The organism is Sphingomonas sp., from assembly GCF_036388215.1.
Taxonomy (GTDB): domain Bacteria; phylum Pseudomonadota; class Alphaproteobacteria; order Sphingomonadales; family Sphingomonadaceae; genus Sphingomonas.
This window is the reverse complement of record NZ_DASVSH010000026.1, coordinates 37,253-57,734: the sequence shown is the minus strand read 5'-3', so window position 1 is coordinate 57,734 and position 20,482 is coordinate 37,253. Positions and strand designations below refer to the sequence as shown.

General features: G+C 65.0%; 18 protein-coding genes. 11 read left to right on the top strand and 7 right to left on the bottom strand.

Annotated elements, in window-relative coordinates; all coding sequences use genetic code 11:
- The first annotated feature begins 370 nt into the window (after window positions 1-370).
- From VF617_RS09805 to VF617_RS09785, 5 genes are all read left to right on the top strand, one after another.
- On the top strand, window positions 371-1,636 hold the full coding sequence (locus VF617_RS09805; RefSeq protein WP_331014698.1) for a hypothetical protein: 1,266 nt from the start codon (window positions 371-373) through the stop codon (window positions 1,634-1,636).
- Window positions 1,637-1,751: 115 nt separating this feature from the next.
- On the top strand, window positions 1,752-3,680 hold the full coding sequence (locus tag VF617_RS09800; protein WP_414714010.1) for a CocE/NonD family hydrolase: 1,929 nt from the start codon (window positions 1,752-1,754) through the stop codon (window positions 3,678-3,680).
- Between the two features lie 164 nt (window positions 3,681-3,844).
- Window positions 3,845-4,570: a hypothetical protein gene (locus tag VF617_RS09795; protein ID WP_331014697.1), complete on the top strand. Its 726-nt coding sequence runs from the start codon at window positions 3,845-3,847 to the stop codon at window positions 4,568-4,570.
- An 80-nt stretch (window positions 4,571-4,650) separates the two neighbouring features.
- The gene (locus tag VF617_RS09790) at window positions 4,651-6,045 is read left to right on the top strand and encodes a pitrilysin family protein (RefSeq protein ID WP_331014696.1); all 1,395 of its coding nucleotides are present in this window, start codon (window positions 4,651-4,653) and stop codon (window positions 6,043-6,045) included.
- Window positions 6,045-7,451 (top strand): pitrilysin family protein, encoded by a 1,407-nt coding sequence (locus VF617_RS09785; protein ID WP_331014695.1) that lies wholly within the window; start codon window positions 6,045-6,047, stop codon window positions 7,449-7,451. Before VF617_RS09790 ends, VF617_RS09785 begins: the two co-directional genes overlap by 1 nt.
- On the opposite strand, the gene VF617_RS09780 is transcribed toward VF617_RS09785, so the two are convergent.
- Both VF617_RS09780 and VF617_RS09775 read right to left on the bottom strand, forming a co-directional pair.
- The gene (locus tag VF617_RS09780; protein ID WP_331014694.1) at window positions 7,438-9,453 is read right to left on the bottom strand and encodes an acyltransferase family protein; all 2,016 of its coding nucleotides are present in this window, start codon (window positions 9,451-9,453) and stop codon (window positions 7,438-7,440) included. The two genes, VF617_RS09785 and VF617_RS09780, sit on opposite strands and share 14 nt — an antisense overlap.
- A 102-nt stretch (window positions 9,454-9,555) precedes the next feature.
- Window positions 9,556-9,864, bottom strand: a complete 309-nt coding sequence (locus tag VF617_RS09775) for a hypothetical protein (protein ID WP_331014693.1) — start codon at window positions 9,862-9,864, stop codon at window positions 9,556-9,558.
- A gap of 229 nt (window positions 9,865-10,093) precedes the next feature.
- Here VF617_RS09775 and VF617_RS09770 point away from each other — a divergent pair, with 229 nt between their 5' ends.
- A complete protein-coding gene (locus VF617_RS09770) occupies window positions 10,094-10,687 on the top strand; it encodes a hypothetical protein (RefSeq protein WP_331014692.1) in 594 nt (197 codons plus the stop codon).
- A 65-nt stretch (window positions 10,688-10,752) separates the two neighbouring features.
- Here VF617_RS09770 and rplL read toward each other — a convergent pair whose 3' ends face one another.
- Window positions 10,753-11,130, bottom strand: a complete 378-nt coding sequence (gene rplL, locus VF617_RS09765; RefSeq protein ID WP_331014691.1) for a 50S ribosomal protein L7/L12 — start codon at window positions 11,128-11,130, stop codon at window positions 10,753-10,755.
- A gap of 50 nt (window positions 11,131-11,180) precedes the next feature.
- A complete protein-coding gene (gene rplJ, locus VF617_RS09760; protein ID WP_331014690.1) occupies window positions 11,181-11,696 on the bottom strand; it encodes a 50S ribosomal protein L10 in 516 nt (171 codons plus the stop codon).
- Window positions 11,697-12,019: 323 nt separating this feature from the next.
- Here rplJ and VF617_RS09755 point away from each other — a divergent pair, with 323 nt between their 5' ends.
- The 3 genes from VF617_RS09755 to VF617_RS09745 all read left to right on the top strand — a co-directional run bounded on the left by VF617_RS09755 (window position 12,020) and on the right by VF617_RS09745 (window position 16,914).
- Complete coding sequence (locus VF617_RS09755; protein ID WP_331014689.1) at window positions 12,020-12,313, top strand: GIY-YIG nuclease family protein; 294 nt, start codon at window positions 12,020-12,022, stop codon at window positions 12,311-12,313.
- 544 nt (window positions 12,314-12,857) lie between these two features.
- Window positions 12,858-15,914, top strand: coding sequence for a glycoside hydrolase family 2 protein (locus tag VF617_RS09750; protein ID WP_331014688.1), 3,057 nt, complete (start codon window positions 12,858-12,860; stop codon window positions 15,912-15,914).
- A gap of 235 nt (window positions 15,915-16,149) precedes the next feature.
- Entirely contained in the window at window positions 16,150-16,914 is a 765-nt protein-coding gene (locus tag VF617_RS09745; RefSeq protein WP_331014687.1) for a hypothetical protein, read from the top strand.
- Window positions 16,915-16,985: 71 nt separating this feature from the next.
- On the opposite strand, the gene rplA is transcribed toward VF617_RS09745, so the two are convergent.
- Together rplA and rplK are read right to left on the bottom strand one after the other, a co-directional pair.
- Window positions 16,986-17,675, bottom strand: coding sequence for a 50S ribosomal protein L1 (gene rplA, locus VF617_RS09740; protein ID WP_331014686.1), 690 nt, complete (start codon window positions 17,673-17,675; stop codon window positions 16,986-16,988).
- 4 nt (window positions 17,676-17,679) lie between these two features.
- Window positions 17,680-18,111 (bottom strand): 50S ribosomal protein L11, encoded by a 432-nt coding sequence (rplK, locus tag VF617_RS09735; protein WP_331014685.1) that lies wholly within the window; start codon window positions 18,109-18,111, stop codon window positions 17,680-17,682.
- A 281-nt stretch (window positions 18,112-18,392) separates the two neighbouring features.
- On the opposite strand from rplK, the gene VF617_RS09730 reads away from it, so the two are divergent.
- Window positions 18,393-18,998, top strand: coding sequence for a hypothetical protein (locus VF617_RS09730; protein WP_331014684.1), 606 nt, complete (start codon window positions 18,393-18,395; stop codon window positions 18,996-18,998).
- A gap of 22 nt (window positions 18,999-19,020) precedes the next feature.
- Here VF617_RS09730 and VF617_RS09725 read toward each other — a convergent pair whose 3' ends face one another.
- The gene (locus VF617_RS09725; RefSeq protein WP_331014683.1) at window positions 19,021-19,371 is read right to left on the bottom strand and encodes a DUF2200 domain-containing protein; all 351 of its coding nucleotides are present in this window, start codon (window positions 19,369-19,371) and stop codon (window positions 19,021-19,023) included.
- 145 nt (window positions 19,372-19,516) lie between these two features.
- Between VF617_RS09725 and VF617_RS09720 the strand changes: the two genes are divergently transcribed.
- On the top strand, window positions 19,517-20,446 hold the full coding sequence (locus VF617_RS09720) for a DUF808 domain-containing protein (protein WP_331014682.1): 930 nt from the start codon (window positions 19,517-19,519) through the stop codon (window positions 20,444-20,446).
- Window positions 20,447-20,482 lie beyond the last annotated feature (36 nt).

Sequence of the window (20,482 nt, the reverse complement as noted above, 5' to 3'; positions counted from 1 at the left end):
GCCCCTAAACTGGGGCGAGCGTAATTTCATTGCCCCTTTTCCGGGGCCGGGACGTGCGAAGGGACGCGAAAAAGCCGCGCGAATTCCTTCTCGGAATTCGGCAGCTCCAGCGTCCTTATAGATACCGCAACGCCAATTCGATCGACTCGCTGCGCGACGGCAAGTCATTTCCCGGTGCTGTGGTGTGAGGGCGATATAGGTGCGCTGTAGGAAAGTGTCAAATGGCCGCAGGAACCTTTTCGAGTTTTCAAAGTGGAGGCCCTGGAAGGCTGAACGCCAGAGTAGATACCGAATTTCGTCGCCTCGAACGCTCGGTTCGACGCAGGTAGCGGGTCTTTATTCGAGTTCCTTTCGTTTAACCTGCGATATGATGAAGAACCGCTTCGCTCGCCCCCGCGCCGCGCTGTTTATCGGTGCCGCGCTCCTTGCAACCCCCGCTTTCGCGCAGGATGCGCCGGCCACGCAGAGCGTGACGCCGCCGCCGATCCTCGTGACGCCCGCGCCTGTGCCTGCCGCGCCGGAGCGCGTCATCCAGATGCAGCCGCAATCGCCAGTGGTGCAGCCCGTGCCGGAAACGCCGGTCACCGCACCCGCTCAGCCGCGCACCGCGCAGGCCCGGACCCCCACGCGGCAGACGCGCACAGTAAGCCGAGCCCGTGCCTCTGCACCTGCGCCCGCAGCGCCTGTTGCGGCGCCCGAGACGCTGCCCTCCGCGCCGGTCGCAGCTGCACCGACGGAAATTACGCCCCCTCCGGTTGGGGAAACCGCATCGGCGCCCGCGCCTGTGCAGGCGCCCGCCGCCACCGAGAACTCGCGCGGCGGCGGCCTGGCATGGCCCTGGCTGCTGGGCGGTATCGCATTGGTGATCGCGGGTATTGCCGCCGCGCTGCTGATGCGTCGTCGCGAGCCGGAGTTCATCGAAGAGGATCGTGAGCCTGTCGCCACTGCGCCGGTGGCGGAACCACTGGTCCATGCGCCTGTCGCCGCTGAACCTGTGATCGAAGCCGCGCCTCGCCCCGCGTTTGCGCCTGTCGCGGCGGTGCCCCTCGCGGAGCCGGAGGTGCGCGAGGCTCAGGCCGCCGTCGCGACTGCCGACGATGTCTCGGTCCACGCCCCGGGGAAGGACGATCTCGCCGGTGTCGCCGATGCCGCGGCTCCCGTCTCGCGCCGGCCTTGGCTCGAACTGGGCATGCGCCCGGTCCGCGCGGGCACCAACAAGGAAGAAGCAGTCGTGGATTTCGAACTGACCGTGGGCAATTCGGGTGACACATCGGCCAAGGACGTCCGCATTTCGACTTTCATGCTCGCCGACGCGGGTAGCGAGAGCGACCTGGAAAGCCTGATGATCAATCATCGCGATGACAGCGCCGTGCCCGCTGTGACGATCGAGCCTGGCGAAGGAACGCGCGTCGATGCTCATCTTGCCGTGCCGAAGGGCGAGCTGGGCCGCACGTTCAACCCGGTCGTGGTCGCCGAAGCGCGCTACACGCTGCCCGACGGACGCCAGGGCCGGACTTCGGCGGCGTTCAAGATTGGCTGCCCGTCGGAAGACGGAATGCGGCCGTTGGTCTCCACCCGCCCATTCGTAACGGAGACAGTCGAGGCGGAACTGTTCGGTACGCCCGAGCACGCCTGAGCACTTCTGCGAGGGGCCGAGCCCGTCCTTTCCGAAAGGGAGGGGCGGGCTCTTTTCATCGGCCCGGGTTTGGGCCTATCGCGTCGTAACCCTCCTGACGTGAGATCGCATTCAAATGAACAAGATGCTCGTCGCTCTTCTCGCCGGCCCCGCCTTTCTGGGCGCACCCGCACAGGCCCAGCAAACCTCCGAACCCTTCAACGACATTCCGGCGGCCTTCAAAGTCCCCGAAGCGGAAGCCGACTATATCCGCCGCGAAGTGATGGTGCCGATGCGCGACGGCGTGAAGCTGTTCACCGTCATCATGATTCCGAAGAATGCGAAGAACGCGCCGATCCTGTTCACGCGCACGCCCTATGACGCCGCCAACCGCGCCAAACGGCTGGACGGCCCACGCATCCGCGACATGCTGCCCGAGGGGGACGAGGTGTTCATCGATGCGGGCTATATCCGCGTGTTCCAGGACGTCCGCGGCAAATATGGCTCGGAGGGCGATTATGTCCTGACGCGCCCGCCGATCGGCCCGCTCAATCCCACCACGACGGATCACGTTACGGACGCCTGGGATTCCATCGACTGGCTGGTCAAGAACCTGCCCGAATCCAACGGCAAGGTCGGCATGCGCGGGTCTTCGTACGAGGGCTTCACCGCGGTGATGGCGCTGCTCGATCCGCATCCGGCGCTCAAGGTGGTTTCGGCCGAAAGCCCCATGATCGACGGCTGGATGGGGGACGACTGGTTCCACCATGGCGCATTCCGCCTCGCCAATATCGGATGGATATCGTCGCAGACCGGCTTCAAGGGCAATGGCGCGGAGCCCCTGCTGGGCGCATATGACGATTACGACACTTTCCGCCGTGTCGGTTCCGCGGGTGATTGGGCGAAGAAATACGGCTACGACCAGCTGCCGGCCTGGAACAAGATGGCCGCGCACCCCGCCTATGACGAATTCTGGCAGGGCCAGGCGCTCGACAAGATGCTGGTCAAGAACCCCTCCAAGGTGCCGACGATGTGGGAGCAGGGCATCTGGGACCAGGAAGACATGTATGGGGCGGTGAACACCTGGGAGGCGCTGCAGAAGACGCCCCAGGCAGGAAACAATTTCCTGATGATGGGCCCGTGGCGGCATTCGGGCTTCAACTATGACGGCCGCGAACTGGGCCAGCTGAAGTTCGAGGGCGATACGGCCTTGCAGGCGCGCCGCGATGTGCTGCTGCCGTTCTTCAATTCCCATCTCAAGGATGGCGCGCCGGCCTTCACTCCGCCGCCCGCGACATTCTACAACACCGGGGAAAATCGCTGGGACCGATTGAGCAAATGGCCGCTGGCGTGCGATGACGGTTGCGGGACGAAGCTCACGCCGATCTTCCTCAAGCCCGCCCAGGGCCTGGGATTCGACAAGCCGGGCAAAAGCGAGGACAGCTATGTCGCCGATCCCGCCAAGCCGGTGCCGCATCTGCCGCGCCCCGTGAGCTTTGGGGACGGGCGCTGGCGCACGTATCTGGTCACTGACCAGCGCTTTGCCGACGGCCGCCCGGACGTAATGACCTACATGACCGATGTGCTGACCGCGCCGGTCCGCGTATCGGGCGCGCCGCTGGCCGATATCTTCGCCAGGACGACGGGCACCGACGGAGATTTCGTCGTCAAGGTGATCGACGTCTATCCCGACGAGAACCCCGCCAAGGACGCGATGGGCGGGTTCCAGCTGCCGATCAGCATGGACATCTTCCGCGGGCGCTATCGCAATTCCTTCTCGAAGCCGACGCCTATCCCCGCGGGCAAGGTGCAGGAATACAAGTTCCGGCTGCCGAGCGTGAACCACGTCTTCAAGCCCGGCCACCGCATCATGATCCAGGTCCAATCGAGCCTGTTCCCGGTATATGACCGCAACCCGCAGAAATTCGTGCCGAACATCTTCTTCGCGCAGCCTGGCGATTATCAGAAGGCGACGGTTACGCTGGTATATGGCGGGGCGCAGTCGAGTTCGGTGCTGTTGCCGGTGGTGCCGCTTGATCAGGATGCGGCGCGGGTGAAGTGGTGATCTTTAAGGGTGTTTTGGCCGGGGCGTTGGTCGCGACTGCGACAGGGCCTCTCGTTGCCGCAGCCCCGAATCCGGAGGTCCTCCAACGCAAGGGCGATTGGGTAGCGGACTATGGACGTGAGGGGTGCCACGTCTATGGGCAATTCGGGTCTGGCGACGGGGAAGTGATCGCGCGATTCTCAAGGTACGACCTGGGCGACAGCTTCAAGTTCGCCTTGTTCGGAAAGCGCGTGGTCGTGCACCGCGTCGCTGAAGCTGTTCATGTTGATTTCGGACTCGCCGGTAAGCCTGTGATCGAGCAGGCATTGTCGGGCACTGCGGCTAACCGACCCGGCTTGTTCTTCGCGGGAGTTCGCCTGGATGGTTGGAAGCGGCCGGTCGTGACCAAGGTAAATTGGAAGCCAGAGGGTATTGATCCCGGCCCCAGGATCACCGCAGCTCAGGAGGCGTCCGTCACCGGCCTCACCGTGGCTATTCCGGGAAAACCGGCTTTTCGCCTCGAGGCGGGCTCGCTCGACAAACCCTTTATCGTGCTCCGGGATTGCATGGACAAGCTGGTGCGGCGTTGGGGCTATGATCCCGACGTGCAGAAGCGCCTCGCCCGGCCGATCGGAGCGTCGAACTATCCCGCCGAATGGCTAACCGATGCCGATTTTCCGGCTGGCGCGCTTCGCAACCGCATGAACGCCATGGTGCACTTTCGCCTCGACGCCGATGCGCAGGGCAAGATCGTCGGCTGCCAAATTCTCGATCGAACCGAGCCCAAGGAGTTTGGCGGCACGACTTGTACGAAGATCAGCCGCCGCGCGAAGCTTGAGCCAGCGCTGGACGCCGATTTGAAGCCGGTGCCGTCCTTCGTCGTCCACACGTTCAACTGGCGAACGGGCTGACACCCCTCCGGACGATAACCGCCTTGTGCCCGTGTATCGTCGCGCTACAACACCTGCCTATACGCTCGGAGACTCGCCTGATGAAGAACTGGAGCCTCGCGCTCGCGCTCGCCGCCACTGCGCCTGGCGCGCCCGCCTTTGCCCAGGCGCCCAAGCCCGCGGCGCAGAAGCTGCACGTCGATCATCACTATTTCACGCTGCCCAACGGGCTGCGCGTCGTGCTGGCGAAGGACAATATCGCGCCGACCGTGACCGTCGCGGTCTATTACGGGATCGGCTTCCGCGTGGAGCCGCGCGAGCGGACGGGCTTCGCGCACCTGTTCGAGCATCTGATGTTCCAGGGATCGAAGCATGCGCCCAAGGGCGTGTTCGACACGACGATCACCAATTCGGGCGGCATCAATAACGGTTCCACGCGGTTCGATTTCACCAATTACTATGAGATCGTGCCCTCGGGCGCGCTGGAGCGGATGCTGTGGCTGGAGGCCGATCGCATGGCCAATCCGGTGATCGACGATGTCGTGCTCAAGAACCAGCAGGGCGTGGTGAGCAACGAAGTGAAGGTCAACGTGCTCAACCAGCCATACAGCACCTGGCCTTGGATCGACCTGCCGATGCTGGCCAACACCAACTGGTATAACAGCCACAATTTCTACGGCGATCTGAAGGAGATCGAAGCAGCGACGGTTCCTGACGCCAAAACCTTCTCCGAGCAATTCTATCGTCCCAGCAACGCCGTGCTGCTCGTGGCGGGCGATCTCGACTACGACACTGCCAAGGCGATGATCGAGAAGTATTTCGGACCGATCGCCAAGAAACCCCGGGTGGCCCAGCCCGACATTTCCGAGCCGCGCCAGACCGCGGAGAAGTTCAAGAGCCGCGTCGATGCCCTCGCCCCCAAGCCGGGCTATGCCGCGGGCTATCACGTGCCCGAGCGGGGGACCTCCGAATGGTATGCGATGGGCCTGATCGACCAGATGCTGCTCCAGGGGGACGACAGCCGACTCTATACCAAGCTGGTCCAGGAAACCGGCATCGCGGGCGAGATCAGCGGCGGGATTAACGGCGATCTGGGCGACATGTTCGATTATAAGGGCCCGATGCTGTGGAGCTTCAGCTTCCAGCACGATCCGACGCATTCAACCGCGCAGATCACCAAGGCTGTCGACGACGTGATCGAAGGCCTGCGCACCAAGCTGGTATCAGCGGAGGAACTGGCCCGCGCACGCACCAAGATGCGATCGGACCTGTATGGCGCGATCGACGGGGCCGGCCGGATCGGGCTGATCAACCTGCTCGGCGCCTATGCGCTGTTCGATAACGATCCGGGCGCGGTGAACCGCATCGAGGAGGGCTTCGCCAAGGTTACCCCCGAGCTGATCCGGAAAACCGCGCAGGAATATCTGCGCTCCACCAATCGCTCGATCTACGTGGTCGAGCCCGGCGCTGCTGCGCCCAAGGCAGGAGGCAAGTGATGAAGCGCGCGCTCTTCCTGATCGCGGCGCTGGCCGCCGCCGTCCCGGCGCTGGCGCAGGATTTCCCGCCCGCGCCGCCGATCGCCGATCCCAAGCCCTTCCGCTTGCCGGCGACCGAGACCTATGCGCTTCCCAACGGCATGCGGGTCACGCTGGTGCCCTATGGGGTCGCTCCCAAGGTGGTGGTTTCGCTTCGCGTTCGCGCGGGCAACGTCAATGACGGCGACGCGACATGGATCGCCGACTTGACCGGTGCGATGATGAAGGAAGGGGCCGCCGGCCGCAGCGCCGGCCAGCTCTCGACCGCCGCCGCAAGCATGGGCGGCGATCTCAATGTCGGGGTGGGGCAGCAGACCACCCAGGTCACGATGAACGTGCTCTCGGAATTTGCCCCGGACGCAGTCGCGCTGATCGGCGACGTCGCGATCCGGCCCGATCTGCCGGCAAGTGAGGTCGCCCGGGTCAAAGCCAATCTGGGCCGCCAGCTCTCCGTGGGATTGTCGCAGCCGGGCACACTTGCCGATATCGCGTTGGCCCGCACCGTCTACGGCACCGCTCACCCCTATGGCCGGGTCGTGCCGAGCGCGGCGCAGCTTGGCGGCTACACGATCGAACAGGTCAGGGCGTTTCATTCCGGCCAGTTCGGCGCGAAGCGCGCGCACCTCTATATCGCCGGGCGTTTCGACGCGGAGACGGTGAAGGTGGCGATCGCCAAGGCGTTCGGGAGCTGGACCGCGGGGCCCGAGCCGCTCAGGATCTCCGCTCCGCACATGCCGGGGCCGCAAGTCATCCTCGTCGATCGCCCGGATTCGCCGCAAACCACCTTACGTTTGTCGTTCGATGCCGCCCTAGCGGGAAGCGAGGCCGACATCCGGCAGCGCGTTACGAACGAATTGCTCGGCGGGGCCTTCAGCTCGCGGATCACGACCAATATCCGCGAAGACAAGGGCTATACCTATTCGCCGGACTCCGGGCTGACATTTCAGCCTGGGGATGCGCTGTGGGCGTTCAACGCCGACGTTACGACCGCGCAAACCGGGGCGGCGCTGACCGAGGTATTCAAGGAAATCCGCAGGATGCAGAACGAACCCGCGCCGGAGGAGGAATCCAAGGGCATCCGCACCTATATGGCCGGCTTGTTCTCGATCCAGAATTCGACCTCCGGCGCGGTGGTCGGCACGCTCGCCACGCGCGACCTGCTGGGTCTCCCCACCGACTGGACCGATCGGTATGTGCCCGCCGTGCTGGCGGTGGGGCCGGACCAGATGATGGCGCACGCGAAGACGGGCTACCCGCTCGACAAGCTGACACTCATCGTGGTTGGCGATCTCAAGACGGTCGAGCCGCAGCTCAAGGCATTGCCCGAGCTGGCGGGCCTGCCGTTCAAGACAGTCACCGTGCCCTGATCTCCAGAATTGCCTGCCGAAGCTCGGGGTAGAGCAGGTCGTTGCCCAGCCCCGAGAGGTGGTCTCCATCGAAGAACAAGGGCCGTCCACGGGGAAGCGCTTCGCATCTCTCTCCCGGACACAGAGCGGGAAGGGGGTCCCATAGCATCATCGCGGGCTGCGCCGCCGCGAGGGCACTCATCGCCCGGATCACCAGGCGGCGGCGATCCAGCATGTCCTTTCGCGCGATGCTCAGGCCCCGGCAGATCGGGTTCGCGTGATTGAACCAGTCGGCGCAGCGGAATGTGGGGCTGGGGAAGAGCGGCTTGGGCGCCTCGATCACCAGTTTCCTGCCCTCGTCCGCCAGCTCTGCCAGTAATTGCCGCGCTTCCTCCAGCGCCGCGTCGGTCACGAGATCGGCCCGCGCCCACACCGCGTCACGGTCGCCTTCGAACTGGTTGGCGATCCGAGTGAGCCGCAGGCCCGGCAAGAAGACCACGTCGCCCGGCCGCGATCGCGCGCGAATATCAGCCAGCACTGCGTCGTAGAATGGGGTGCAATGCGGGCGCGATGCGTGGCTCTCGATCAGCTTGAGATAGGGGCAGCCGGGCTTGAAATAGAGCCGGACGGGCACACCGAGATCGGCGGCGAGCTGGCGCAATGCGGGGGTGTAGGCAACGCCGTGCGAGTCCGCGGGGACGAACAGCGCGAAGCCTGCGCGCGCGATGGTGCAGCCGCTGGGCGTCCAGACATTCGCGGCGCCACCGCCGACCGTCCCGGCGGTCGCCGTGATCTCGCAATGCGTTCGCGCAGGATTGAGCGCGCGATCGGGATCGGCATACCATGCGGCGCGATCGCGCGTGATGCTCAGCGTGATCCGGTCGTGTGCGGCGAACAGCAAATGCCCGCCGACTGCCGCTATCAGCACCCCCGCAAAGACGCCCGCCACAACCGATCCGCGTGGCCGCGCCGCGATCCACTTGCTGCTGCGCAGGGGCCGTTCGACCAGTAAATAGGAAAGCGTCGCCAGCAGCACGGCAATACCCAGCGCGACGAGCTGTAGGTTCAGCGTGTGCAGCCCCACAGTCCAGCGGAACAGCACGAAGACGGGCCAGTGCCATAGATATAGCGAGTAAGAGAGCAGCCCGACTGCCACCGTCGGCTTGCTGCCCAGCACAAGCGACGCGCGCCCCGCGCAGATCGCCGCGATAAGTCCCGCCGTTCCCAGCACGGGCAGCAGCGCGATGGGGAAGGGGAATAGCGGCCCCTCCGATACCGCCAGCCCGCCCGCGATCAGCAGGGCCGAGACCGGCGCCAGCCAGCGCTGCCGCCCGGCCCAGCTCAGCCATTGCTCACGCGTAAGGCACAGGAGCATGCCCGCCCCCAATTCCCAGAAGCGCGAGAAGATCAGATAGAAACCGTATCTGGGCGCAGTGAACGCCAGCGCCGCGCAGATCAGCAGCGAGAGGCCGGTGAGAACAACCACCGTCCGCACTGCCTTGGCGCCCGAATGGAGCCGTTGATGCCAATAGAGGATCAGGGGGAATAGCAGATAGAATTGCTCCTCCACCCCCAGCGACCAGGTGTGCGTGAACGGATTATAGGCCGCCTGCGGACCAAAATAGCTCTCGGTGTCGGTCGCGAGAACGAAATTGCTCAGCCCGAAAAAGGCGAAGCGGCCGACGTCAGCGATCGAGTTGCTCAGCCATGCCTGTGGCACGAAAAGCTGCGTCGCGATGGTCGCCGCCAGCAGCATCGCGACCAGAGCGGGCATGATCCGCATCAGCCGGCGCGCGTAAAACCACTTTGCCAGTTCGCCCAGGCTCGAGAACTCGCGCCCCAGCACCGAGCCGGTCACCACGAAACCCGAGATGACGAAAAAGATGTCCACGCCGGTAAAGCCGCCGGGGAGCAGGTTCGGCCATAGGTGGAAGAGGATTACGGCGACCACGGCGACCGCGCGCAGGCCGTCGATCGCGGGAATATAGCCCATGCGTTCCGATTGCCGTGCCGCGCTTGCCATTCGTCCCCCTGTCGCCGTCCCTAGATCAGCCCCTGCGGCCCGACAATCCGCCCGCGGTTCGCGATGAGCCGAGCGAGCGGGTTGCGAATGTGCAGTTTCAATTCAGTTTAGCCCGGCTAGTCGAGCGCTTGTGCATGCGGGGAAATTTCTGCCGGGCCTGATCGCGGCGTTTGCGGCGTCGGCCACGCATGCCCAACAGGCAAGTCCCTCCCCGACGCCCGCGCCGGTCCGGCCACCGATCACCACGATTCCCGACCAGATCCCGAAGGGCTTCAGTATCGCTCCGCGTCCGGCGACTCCCACGCCTACGCCCGCGCCCACCCCGTCGCCCAGGCCGACACCCGCCGCGACGACTGCGCCCGCACGGCCGGCTCCGCGCGCGACGCCGGCCGCCCCGATCGACCGGGCCACACCTCAGCCCGCGCAGTCGCGTCCGCAACCGGTGGTGACTCCCACACCATCGGGAATGGCAAGCAGCGCGCCTGTTCCCACATCGGCGCCGACCGCAATTCCAGCACCTGTTCCTGACCCGTCCGAGCCGTGGCCTGCCTGGCTATGGGTATTGGTTGGCGCGGGCGCGACGGCATTGGCTGGCCTGGCGGGGTGGCTGTTGCTGCGTCGCCGGCGGCGGGAGGAGGAGGTGGAGCCGAAGGTCGTCGAGCCGACGGCGCCCGCGCCGCTACCGCCAGTGCGCGGTCCCACCCCGGCGCGTGTCGCCCCGCCACCTGCGCCCGCGGCTGAGCCTTTCGAGATCGCGCTTCAGCCGGTGCGTATCGAGCTTGGCGAGCGGGAGATACATATCGAGTTGGAGCTGCTGATCGGCAATAGAACCGACTCGACCGCGGAAGCGATCCGCTTGTCGGCCGCCGTGGTCAGCGCCAGCCCGCGCCAGGACATGGACATCGCCGGATTCCAGGCGGCATCGCAACTGGCCCCGTCCGCGCCGCCGTTCGATCTGCCGCCCGGTGGGGCAGGGCGGATGCCGATGCGGCTCAGCCTGGCGCGCGAACTAGTGCATGTGGTCGAGCTGGGCGGGCGGCCGATGTTCGTGCCGATCGTCGCAGTCGATCTGCGGTGGCGCGGCGGCCTCAGCATCCGCCGCTTCGGCATGAGCTTCATGATCGGGACGGCGGGGCAAAGCGGCAGACCGGGGCCGATCTGGCTGAATCGCGGCCAGCCACGTGGTCCACTGACCGCCACCCGCTATGTAGCGAAAGCGCCTGGCGCTTCGTAGCAACGAAAAAGGCGACCCGTTGCCGGGCCGCCTCTTCGCGTTTCGCCTGCCGAAGCAGAAGAAGCTTACTTGAGCTCGACGGTCGCGCCCGCTTCTTCAAGCTGCTTCTTGACCTTCTCGGCCTCTTCCTTGTTCACGCCTTCCTTGACGGCCTTGGGAGCCGACTCGACCAGCGTCTTGGCTTCGGTGAGGCCGAGGCCGGTTAGGGCGCGGACTTCCTTGATGACGTTGATCTTCTTGCCACCGTCTCCGGTGAGGATCACGTCGAACTCGGTCTGCTCTTCGGCAGCGGGAGCAGCTGCGCCACCGCCAGCGGCAGGAGCCGCGGCAACGGCGGCGGCGGCGGAAACGCCCCACTTCTCTTCGAGCAGCTTCGAAAGCTCGGCGGCTTCGAGTACGGTCAGCTCCGAGAGAGCATCGACGAGCGAATTCAGGTCAGCCATGGTAAAACTCCATTCAAATCAGATTGTTGAAAATAAAATCCCGAAAGAAACTATGCGGCTTCCTTCTCGGCATAAGCCGAGAGGACGCGCGCAAGCTGTGCGGCCGGCGCCTGGGTGATGGTTGCCAGCTTGGTCGCGGGCGCAACGAGCAGCCCCACGATCTTGGCGCGCAGCTCATCGAGCGACGGAAGCGAAGCGAGCGACTTGATGCCGTTGGCGTCGAGCACCTGCGTGCCCATCGCGCCGCCGACGATCTCGAACTTGTCGTTCGTCTTGGCGAAATCGATCGCAACCTTGGCGGCGGCGACCGGATCGGCCGACGTCGCGAGGCCGATGGGTCCAACCAGCAACTCGCCGAGCGAGAGATAGTCAGTGCCGTCGAGCGCAATCTTGGCCAGCTTGTTCTTCGAGACCTTATAGGTCGCGCCGGCGTCCCGCATCCGATTGCGGAGGTCCGTCGATTGCTTGACGGTCATCCCGAGATTGCGGGTGACAACCACCACGCCGACCTCGTTGAAGGTGCGGTTCAGTTCGGCGACGAATTCGGCCTTTTGAGCACGATCCATGCCATTCTCCTCATATGGGCCGCCGCTCGCGCGGAAGCCCGGTTCATATGGTCCGAGGGGCAGGATCGTCGCGGCCGGGAGCATCTCCCGGGCATGACCCGAACGCTCTGCGCACAGAGCGGATCGGAAAGAAATATCTGTCCCCGTCTTGGCGAGAGATTAAGACTGGAACCCAGTCACTCGCTGTCTCGGACGGTTTCCTCCCGAAGGAGGAGGCGCGCCAATAGCGGAAATATGGGGGAAGTCAATGTGGGTGATGGGGCCAGACCTTCCACCGTCACCCCGGGCTTGACCCGGGGTCCCGCTCCTTCATTCTCATCCAAATGGGCCATTCAGGCGGTTGGGTTTACATCATGGCTGACCGCTATCGCGGCACGATGTATGTCGGCGTCACATCCAATCTGGCGGCGCGAGTCCATCAGCATCGTAACGGAAACGGATCGGATTTCTGCGAGCGCTACGGCTTGGCTCGGCTGGTCTGGGCTGAGCATGCGCCGTCGATCACGGATGCGATCACGCACGAAAAGCGCCTGAAACGCTGGCGCCGCGAATGGAAGTTCGAGCTGATCGAACACGGCAATCCGGAATGGCGGGACCTGTTCGATACGCTTGCCTGACGAGGGAAGAAGCGGGACCCCGGGTCAAGCCCGGGGTGACAGAGTTGAGGTCGAAAGCTGCTACCTCCTAGGGGAAGCGAGGTTTGTGCCAATCGTTCGGACGGCTTTTGATCCGCCAGAGCAGCATAGACATAAAGACACCGAAAAACGCACCTGCAAAAAGACCAGCCCCCATCCATCCCATCTTTCCTTTCGGCAAGCAGGAAGATGATGACTGCCGTAGCTACAGGAGCGATCAAGGCGAGGAAATATCGTGGGGCCGGCCTGCTCATCTAGCGCATCAGAGCAGAAGAATGGATCGTCCGCTACTGGGTCGTTAGTTGCCTTACCCCAGCATATCCGTCACCCCGGGCTTGACCCGGGGTCCCGCCTTTCTCTCTTATGACGAAAGTCACCGAGGCGGTTGGAAGTGGGTGAAGCGGGACCCCGGGACAAGCCCGGGGTGACGAGGATGGAAGTCTGGCCCGACCGTCAGACAAAGAGGCTTGACCAATTACCTCATATAAAACAGAGTCTCATATTATAAGATAAAGTGGAGAGGCCCGTGCGCGCGCATATTTTCGTCCTGACAGCCCTGATCCTCGCCGGCGCTCCGCAAGCCGGGCTGGCGCACGATGCGTCGGCCGTCGTCGCTTCGCCGCGCGCCACCTATAATCTCAATCCCGGCTGGCGAATGACTACGGGCGAGCAGGCGGGCGCGGAGCTGGACGGTTTCGACGATAGCGGCTGGAGCACAGTGACGCTGCCCAATGCATTCAACGAGAAGCAGGCATTCGCCCGCGACATCAAGAAGCTGTCGACCGGCATCACCTGGTATCGCAAGCGCGTCGCCGTTCCCGTGATCAAAAGCGGGCGGGCATTCCTGGAGTTCGAGGGCGTGCGCCAGGCGGCGGAAGTGTGGGTCAACGGGCGCGCGGTGGCGCTTTCCGAGAATGGCGCGATGGCGTTCGGCGCGGACATCACCGAGGCGCTGAAGCCGGGCGACAATCTGATCGCCGTCCGCGTGGACAACGACTGGAAGTATAAGGAGCGCGCCGGCGGCAGCGGCTTCCAGTGGAACAACGACAATTTCAACGTCAATTACGGCGGCATCACCAAGAATGTCCGGCTCCATGTGACCGGCGCGGTCTATCAGACGCTGCCGCTCTATGCCGGCCTGGGCACCACCGGCCAATATGTGTGGGCCGACAATTTCGATATCGCGCGGCGCGGCGCGACGATCCATGCCGAGACCGAAGTGCGCAACCAGGACAGCGCGGCGCGGCGGATCGGCTATCGCGTCGAAATCCGTGACCGCGCGGGCAAGATCGTCGCAAGGCTCGACGGTGGCACCACGACGGTCGCCCCCGGCGAAACGCGCAAGCTGGCCGCGGCCGGGCGCGTGGCGGGGCTCCATTTCTGGAGCTGGGGCTATGGCTATCTCTATACCGTCACCACCAGCCTGACCGAGAATGGCAAGGTGATCGACAGCGTCGATACGCGCACCGGCTTCCGCCAGACCAAGTTCGCCGATGGCATGATCACGCTCAACGGCAAGGTCATCCAGATGCATGGCTATGCGCAGCGCACTTCGAACGAATGGCCCGCGGTGGGCGTGTCGATCCCGCCCTGGCTCAGCGATTTTTCGAACGGGCTGATGGTGCAGAGCGGCGGCAATCTGGTGCGCTGGATGCACATCGCGCCTTCCAAGCAGGACGTGGAATCGGCGGATCGCGTAGGGCTGATACAGGCCATGCCCGCGGGCGACGCCGAGAGCGACACCAGCGGCCGGCGCTGGGAGCAGCGCAAGGAAGTGATGCGCGACGGCATCATCTATAACCGCAACAATCCCTCGATACTGTTCTACGAAGGCGGCAACGAGAATATCAGCGAAGCGCACATGGCGGAGCTGAAGGCCATTCGCGATCTTTACGATCCGAACGGCGGCCGCGCGATCGGATCGCGCGAGATGCTCGACAGCAAGATCGCCGAATATGGCGGCGAGATGCTCTATGTGAACAAGAGCGCGGGCAAGCCGCTATGGGCGACCGAATATTCGCGCGATGAGGGCGCCCGCGCCTATCGCGACGATTTCACCCCGCCGTTCCACAAGGATTCGCCCGACTACAACCGCAACCAGGATAGCCATGCGATCCAGGATGTCGCCCGCTGGTGGGATTTTTACAGTGTCCGCCCCGGCACCGGGAGGCGCGTGAGCTCCGGCGGCGTCAACATCATCTGGTCGGATTCGAACACCCATTATCGCGGCGACAATAATTATCGCCGCTCGGGCGAAGTCGATGCGATGCGCATCCCCAAGGACGGCTTCTTTGCGCATCAGGTGATGTGGAGCGACTGGGTCGATAGCGTCACGCCGGGCACCTACATCATCGGCCATTGGAACTATGCGCCGGGCACGACCAAGGACATCAACGTGGTGTCGAACGGCAAGGCAGTGGAGCTGTTCCTCAACGGCAAGTCCCTGGGCAAAGGCGCGCATAGCCTGGGCTTCCTGTTCACCTGGAAGAACGTGCATTGGGCGCCGGGTGCGCTGAAGGCGGTCGCCACGCACGAGGATGGCCGCCGCAGCGAGTTCGCCGTGACGACTGCCGGTGCGCCGGTGGCGCTGCGCTTGAAGCCGCATACCAGCCCCCGCGGCTTCGTGATGGATGGCGCGGACGTGGCGCTGGTCGATGTCGAAGTGGTCGATGCCCAGGGCCGGCGCGTGCCGACCGCGAACGACATGATTCGCTTCAAGCTGGACGGCCCCGCCGAATGGCGCGGCGGCATCGCGCAGGGCGATTCCTCCGGACGCCCACGGGCGGACAAGCCGGATCTGGAAGGGCCGACCAAGCCAGCCGGCGCCGACCAGACCACGGCGCATCCGGGAACGGCGCGCGACGAGGACAATTACGTGCTGTCTACCAAATTGCCGGTCGAGGGCGGAGTTAACCGCGTGCTCCTGCGCGCGGGCAACGGGACGGGAATGGTGCGTGTCACGGCCACCGCCGCCGGGCTGAAGAGCGCGGTGCTGACGATCCCGACGGTGCGGCCGAAGGGCGCGACGGGCGGGCTCTCACGCGACTTCCCCGAAGCGCATCAGCCTGGGCTGCTCAGCCGTGGGCCGACACCCCTGACCGCGACCTATCGCCCGAGCCGCACCTCGCTGATCGCCACTTCGGTCATCGGCGGCGCGAACCAGGGGGACGTTTCGCACACTGTGGACGACAACGAGCTCTCGCGCTGGGCAAGCGATGGGCAAAAGGGCTCGGCGTGGATCGAATATCGTTTCGCGGGGCCCGTGACGCTGAGCGAAATCGACCTCAAGCTCGTCGGCTGGCGCACGCGCGGCTATCCGCTGCGGATCACGCTGGATGGGCGGACGATATGGGAGGGCACGACCGAACGGTCGCTCGGCTATGTCGGAATCCAGTTCGCGCCGGCGCGGGGCAGCGTGCTGCGCATCGAAATGACCGGGCCGACCGCCGACCGCGACGGATTCGGCAAGATCGTGGAGCTGAACACCGCGCGCGCGGCGGGCGACACGGGCGCCGATGCGGTGCCGGCGGGATGGGTTCTGGGTATCGTCGAGGCGGAATTCTACGCGCCGGTGGGGCGATAGGGCTGCGGCACGATCATTCCCCTCCCTGAAAGGGAGGGGTTGGGGGGTGGTGCGCGCGTCTGCGCGCTCAAAGACCCATAGCTACTTGTGCATGAAGCGCTGAAGGGGGCGTCGAGCTCCCTTCAGCGCTGACCCACCCCTTGATCCCCTCCCCTTGCAGGGAGGGGAGAAGTAGTTGGCTTGACTAGTAGGAAATGGCGGGCAAGCTCCCCGGGCCTCACGACCGGGAGGCAATATGCCCGAGATGACCGACACCCAGGCGCGCCAATGCGCCGCGTTCCTGAAGGCGCTGCGCCGCACGGGCAATGTAAGCCTTTCGGCGCAGGAAACGGGGATTCACCGCAACACTTTCGACAAGCGCCGCCGCCGCCATCCCGATTTCGCCACCGAATGGGATGCGGCGATCGCCTTTGCCGAAGCGCATTTGATTGATCGAGGCGCCGCGCCTCCGCGAAGCGACGCAGCGATCACCAGCGGCGGCGAATATAGCGTGCGCGCCACCCGAGGCCGGCGGATGCAAGTGCGCCGCGCGAAGCCCGGGCTGCTGACCCCGGCGGGCGAGCGCATGTTCCTGGCGCATCTGGCCGCCACCGCGAACGTGCGCCTTTCGGCCGCCGCGACGGGGATCGGCTGGAATGCGATCTATGCCCGGCGGCGCAATTCGGCGGCATTCGCGCGCGCGATGGAGCTGGCGCTGGTGGAAGGCTATGAGCGGCTGGAAGGCGCGCTGCTCGCCAATGCGATCGCGTCGCTGGAAGCCGATGGCACCGACCTGGCCATATGGCGCGACGAGACGGCGGAGCTGCCCGAGCCCATGGAGCGCATGTCCGTGTCCGATGCGCTGCAGCTGCTCGGATACCGACGGCCCAACATCGTGGAGGGCAAGGCGCATGAGGGCTTCAAGGTGGAGCGATCGAGCCTGGCGGACGCGGAGGCAGCGCTACACAAGGCGCTGGACCAGGCGCAGGCGCGGCGGCGCAGGGACAGGCGCCGGGGCTGAGACACGAGACACAAGGAAAAGGCCGGGAGCTTTCGCCCCCAGCCTTTTCGTTAGCTTGGATGGTCAGGCGATCAGATCGCGACTTCGGCCGCGTCGACCTTGACGCCGGGGCCCATGGACGAACTCATCGCGACCTTGCGAAGATACTTGCCCTTGGCGCCCGCGGGCTTAGCCCTGACCACGGCATCCACCAGCGCGTCGAAATTGGCGCGCAGGTCTTCCGCCGGGAAGCTGGCCTTGCCGATGCCCGAATGGATGATGCCGGCCTTTTCGACGCGATACTCGACCTGACCGCCCTTGGCTGCCTTGACCGCGCCGGCGACGTCCATGGTGACGGTGCCAAGCTTGGGGTTCGGCATCATGCCCTTGGGACCCAGGATCTTGCCCAGGCGGCCGACCAGGCCCATCATGTCGGGCGTGGCGATGCAGCGATCGAAATCGATCTTGCCGCCCTGAATGGCTTCCATCAGGTCCTCCGCGCCCACTACGTCCGCGCCGGCGGCCGTGGCTTCGTCGGCCTTGGCGCCCTTGGCGAACACGCCGACGCGCACGGTCTTGCCGGTGCCCTTGGGCAGAGTCACCACGCCGCGGACCATCTGGTCCGCGTGGCGGGGATCGACGCCCAGGTTGAGCGCGACTTCGACGGTTTCGTCGAACTTGCTGGTCGCGTTGGCCTTCACGATCGCGATCGCTTCGTCCACGCCGTGGAGCTTGTCGGCCGGAACCGACCAGGTCTTCTGCTTCTTGGTGATCTTCGCCATGGTCTTAACCCTCCACAACCTGGAGGCCCATCGCGCGAGCGGAGCCTTCGATGATCTTGGTAGCCGCTTCGATATCGTTCGCGTTGAGGTCCTTCATCTTGACCTGCGCGATCTCGGTGAGCTTCGAGCGTGCGATCTTGCCCGCGGAGATCTTGCCCGGCTCCTTCGAACCGGCCTTGAGATTCGCGGCCTTCTTGATCAGGAACGACGCCGGGGGCGTCTTGGTCTCGAACGAGAAGCTGCGATCCGCATAGACGGTGATCACGGTGGGGATCGGCGTGGCCTTCTCAAGGTCGCCCGTCGCGGCGTTGAACGCCTTGCAGAACTCCATGATGTTGACGCCGCGCTGGCCAAGCGCCGGGCCGATCGGCGGCGACGGATTGGCGGCGCCGGCGGGCACCTGCAGCTTGATATAGCCGGTAATCTTCTTTGCCATTTTTCTCACTCTGTAGAGGGCCGCGGCGCCTGAGCGCTTCGACCCGTTCAAGTTTAGCGGTACAGACGGCTGCCCATGAGGCGGCCTCCCGCGGATTCCATCGCTGTGCTTTGGAAGCGCGGGCGGATAGCGAAGGCGGGGGCGAAAGGCAAGCTTGTTGGCGGCAATCGCGGGAGGCCCGTTGGAAATCGCCGCAATTGAAAGCGCTTGTGCGGGTGCCTTAGTCGGGTGTAACAGTCTTGACGGGGCGGCCACGGACGAACGGGGCGGGGAGAGATCGCGTGAACGGATTGAATTCAGCATATGTGGCGGGCTTGCTGGCGTCGCTTGTGGTGCCGGCGACTGCGCCAGCCATGGCGGACCAGCCGGCGAACCCGCGTGTCATATGCCGCGAAGTGCTGCCCACCGGTACGTTCACGCGCAAGGCGATGATCTGCATGAGCGAAACCGCATGGGGGAAGGGCCGGGCAGACCGCCGCCGGGAGGATGATTATTCGCAGGAGCCGCTGCTCGACCTCAAAACTCCCGCCGTGCCCGAGGCGCTCCAGATCGGCAGCGCGAACTGGGACAAATTGCCGCCGCTCCAGGTCCGCCACCGCGCGCCCTATCTCCAGCTGGTCTCCATGGTGCGCGAGGCGCTGCGCAAGGGCGAGTGCGTGCTGCCGGGGCAGAAGGCGAACAAGTTCGACATCGATGTCCGCTACGCCGCGATGGTGGGGCCGGACGGCAAGGCCAGCCGCTACCTGATCGACGACACGAAATGCCCGATGCTCAACACGATCGTCGGGATGGCCGCGCTCGCGCGATCCGAGCGCGGCGATTTCGCACCGACCGGCGAGGCGAAGGCGCGCTGGTTTGTCGATCGGATGAACTTCACGCTGAAATGAGCGGCGACGCGCCGGGGCCGCATCATTTCCGCAAGATCCTGTCCATCGCGCGGCCCTTGGCGAGTTCGTCCACCAGTTTGTCGAGATAGCGGATCTCGCGCATTACGGGCTCGTCCACCTCTTCCACGCGGACGCCGCAGATCGTGCCGGTGATCAGCGATCGCGAAGGATTCATCGCTGGCGCTTGCGCGAAGAAATCCTCGAAGGTCGCGCCCCGGGCCAATTCTTCAGCCAGCGTTTCCGGGCGGTGCCCCGTCAGCCAGCAGATGATCTCATCGACTTCGGCCCTGGTGCGCCCCTTCCTTTCCGCCTTGGCGACATAATGGGGATAAACGCTCGCGACGCTGACGGAATAGATGCGGTGCTTGGCCATGCCTGCTCCTGGGGACCATGCGATTCCAGATAGCGGATCGGGCGAAAGGAGGAACCCTTTGTGTCCTGCGCCAATGGAGCTAGTAACCGATGCGAGAGTTCAGGAGCGAGCTCAGCCGACAACCATCCCCGCGAGACCCGCCGACATGCCATCCGGACTAGTTGCCCTGCTCGACGACATCGCCGGCATCACCAAGCTGGCCGCGGCTTCGCTGGACGATGTGGGAGCCGCCGCCGGCAAGGCGGGGGGAAAGGCGATCGGAGTCGTCCTGGACGACACCGCGGTTACGCCGCGCTACGTGGTCGGCCTCTCGCCGCAGCGCGAGCTGCCGATCATCGCCAAGATCGCCATGGGGTCGCTCCGCAACAAGCTGTTGATCCTGCTGCCGGCCGCGCTGGTGCTGAGCGGCTTCGCGCCATGGGCGGTTACCCCCCTGCTGATGCTTGGCGGGGCGTATCTGTGCTTCGAGGGCGCCGAAAAGGCGATGGAGGCTTTCGGGGATCATGATCATGGCGCGGTTGAAGAGACGCCCCTGGATGCGGCCGAGCTGGAGCAGTCGAAGATCAGCGGCGCAATCCGCACGGACCTGATCCTGTCGGCCGAGATCATGGCGATCGCCCTGGCGGACGTATCCTCCGCCCCGATCCTGACCCAGGCAGTGGTGCTCGCGCTGGTCGGGATCGGCATCACCATCGGCGTTTACGGAGTGGTGGCGCTGATCGTGAAGATGGACGACGTAGGCCTGCACCTGGCCCAGCGGCGCAGCGCGCCGGTGCGGAAGCTGGGCCGCGGCCTGGTGAAGGGCATGCCGGTCCTGATGCACGGCCTCTCGATAATCGGGACGGCCGCGATGATATGGGTGGGCGGCGGGATATTGGTCCACGGCCTCGAAGTACTCGGCTTCGGCCTTCCCACGCATGCAATCCACGATATCGCCGAGGCGGTGTCGCATGCGACGGGTCCTGTCGGAGCCATTCTCGCCTGGGTCGTCACCGCTACCATGTCCGGCTTGTTCGGCCTGGCGGTCGGCGGCCTGATAGCCTTCGTGCTGCACAAGGTGCGGCGCGCGCATTAGGCGCGAGGTTTCGATCGGAAGGCGAGCCGGGAGCGA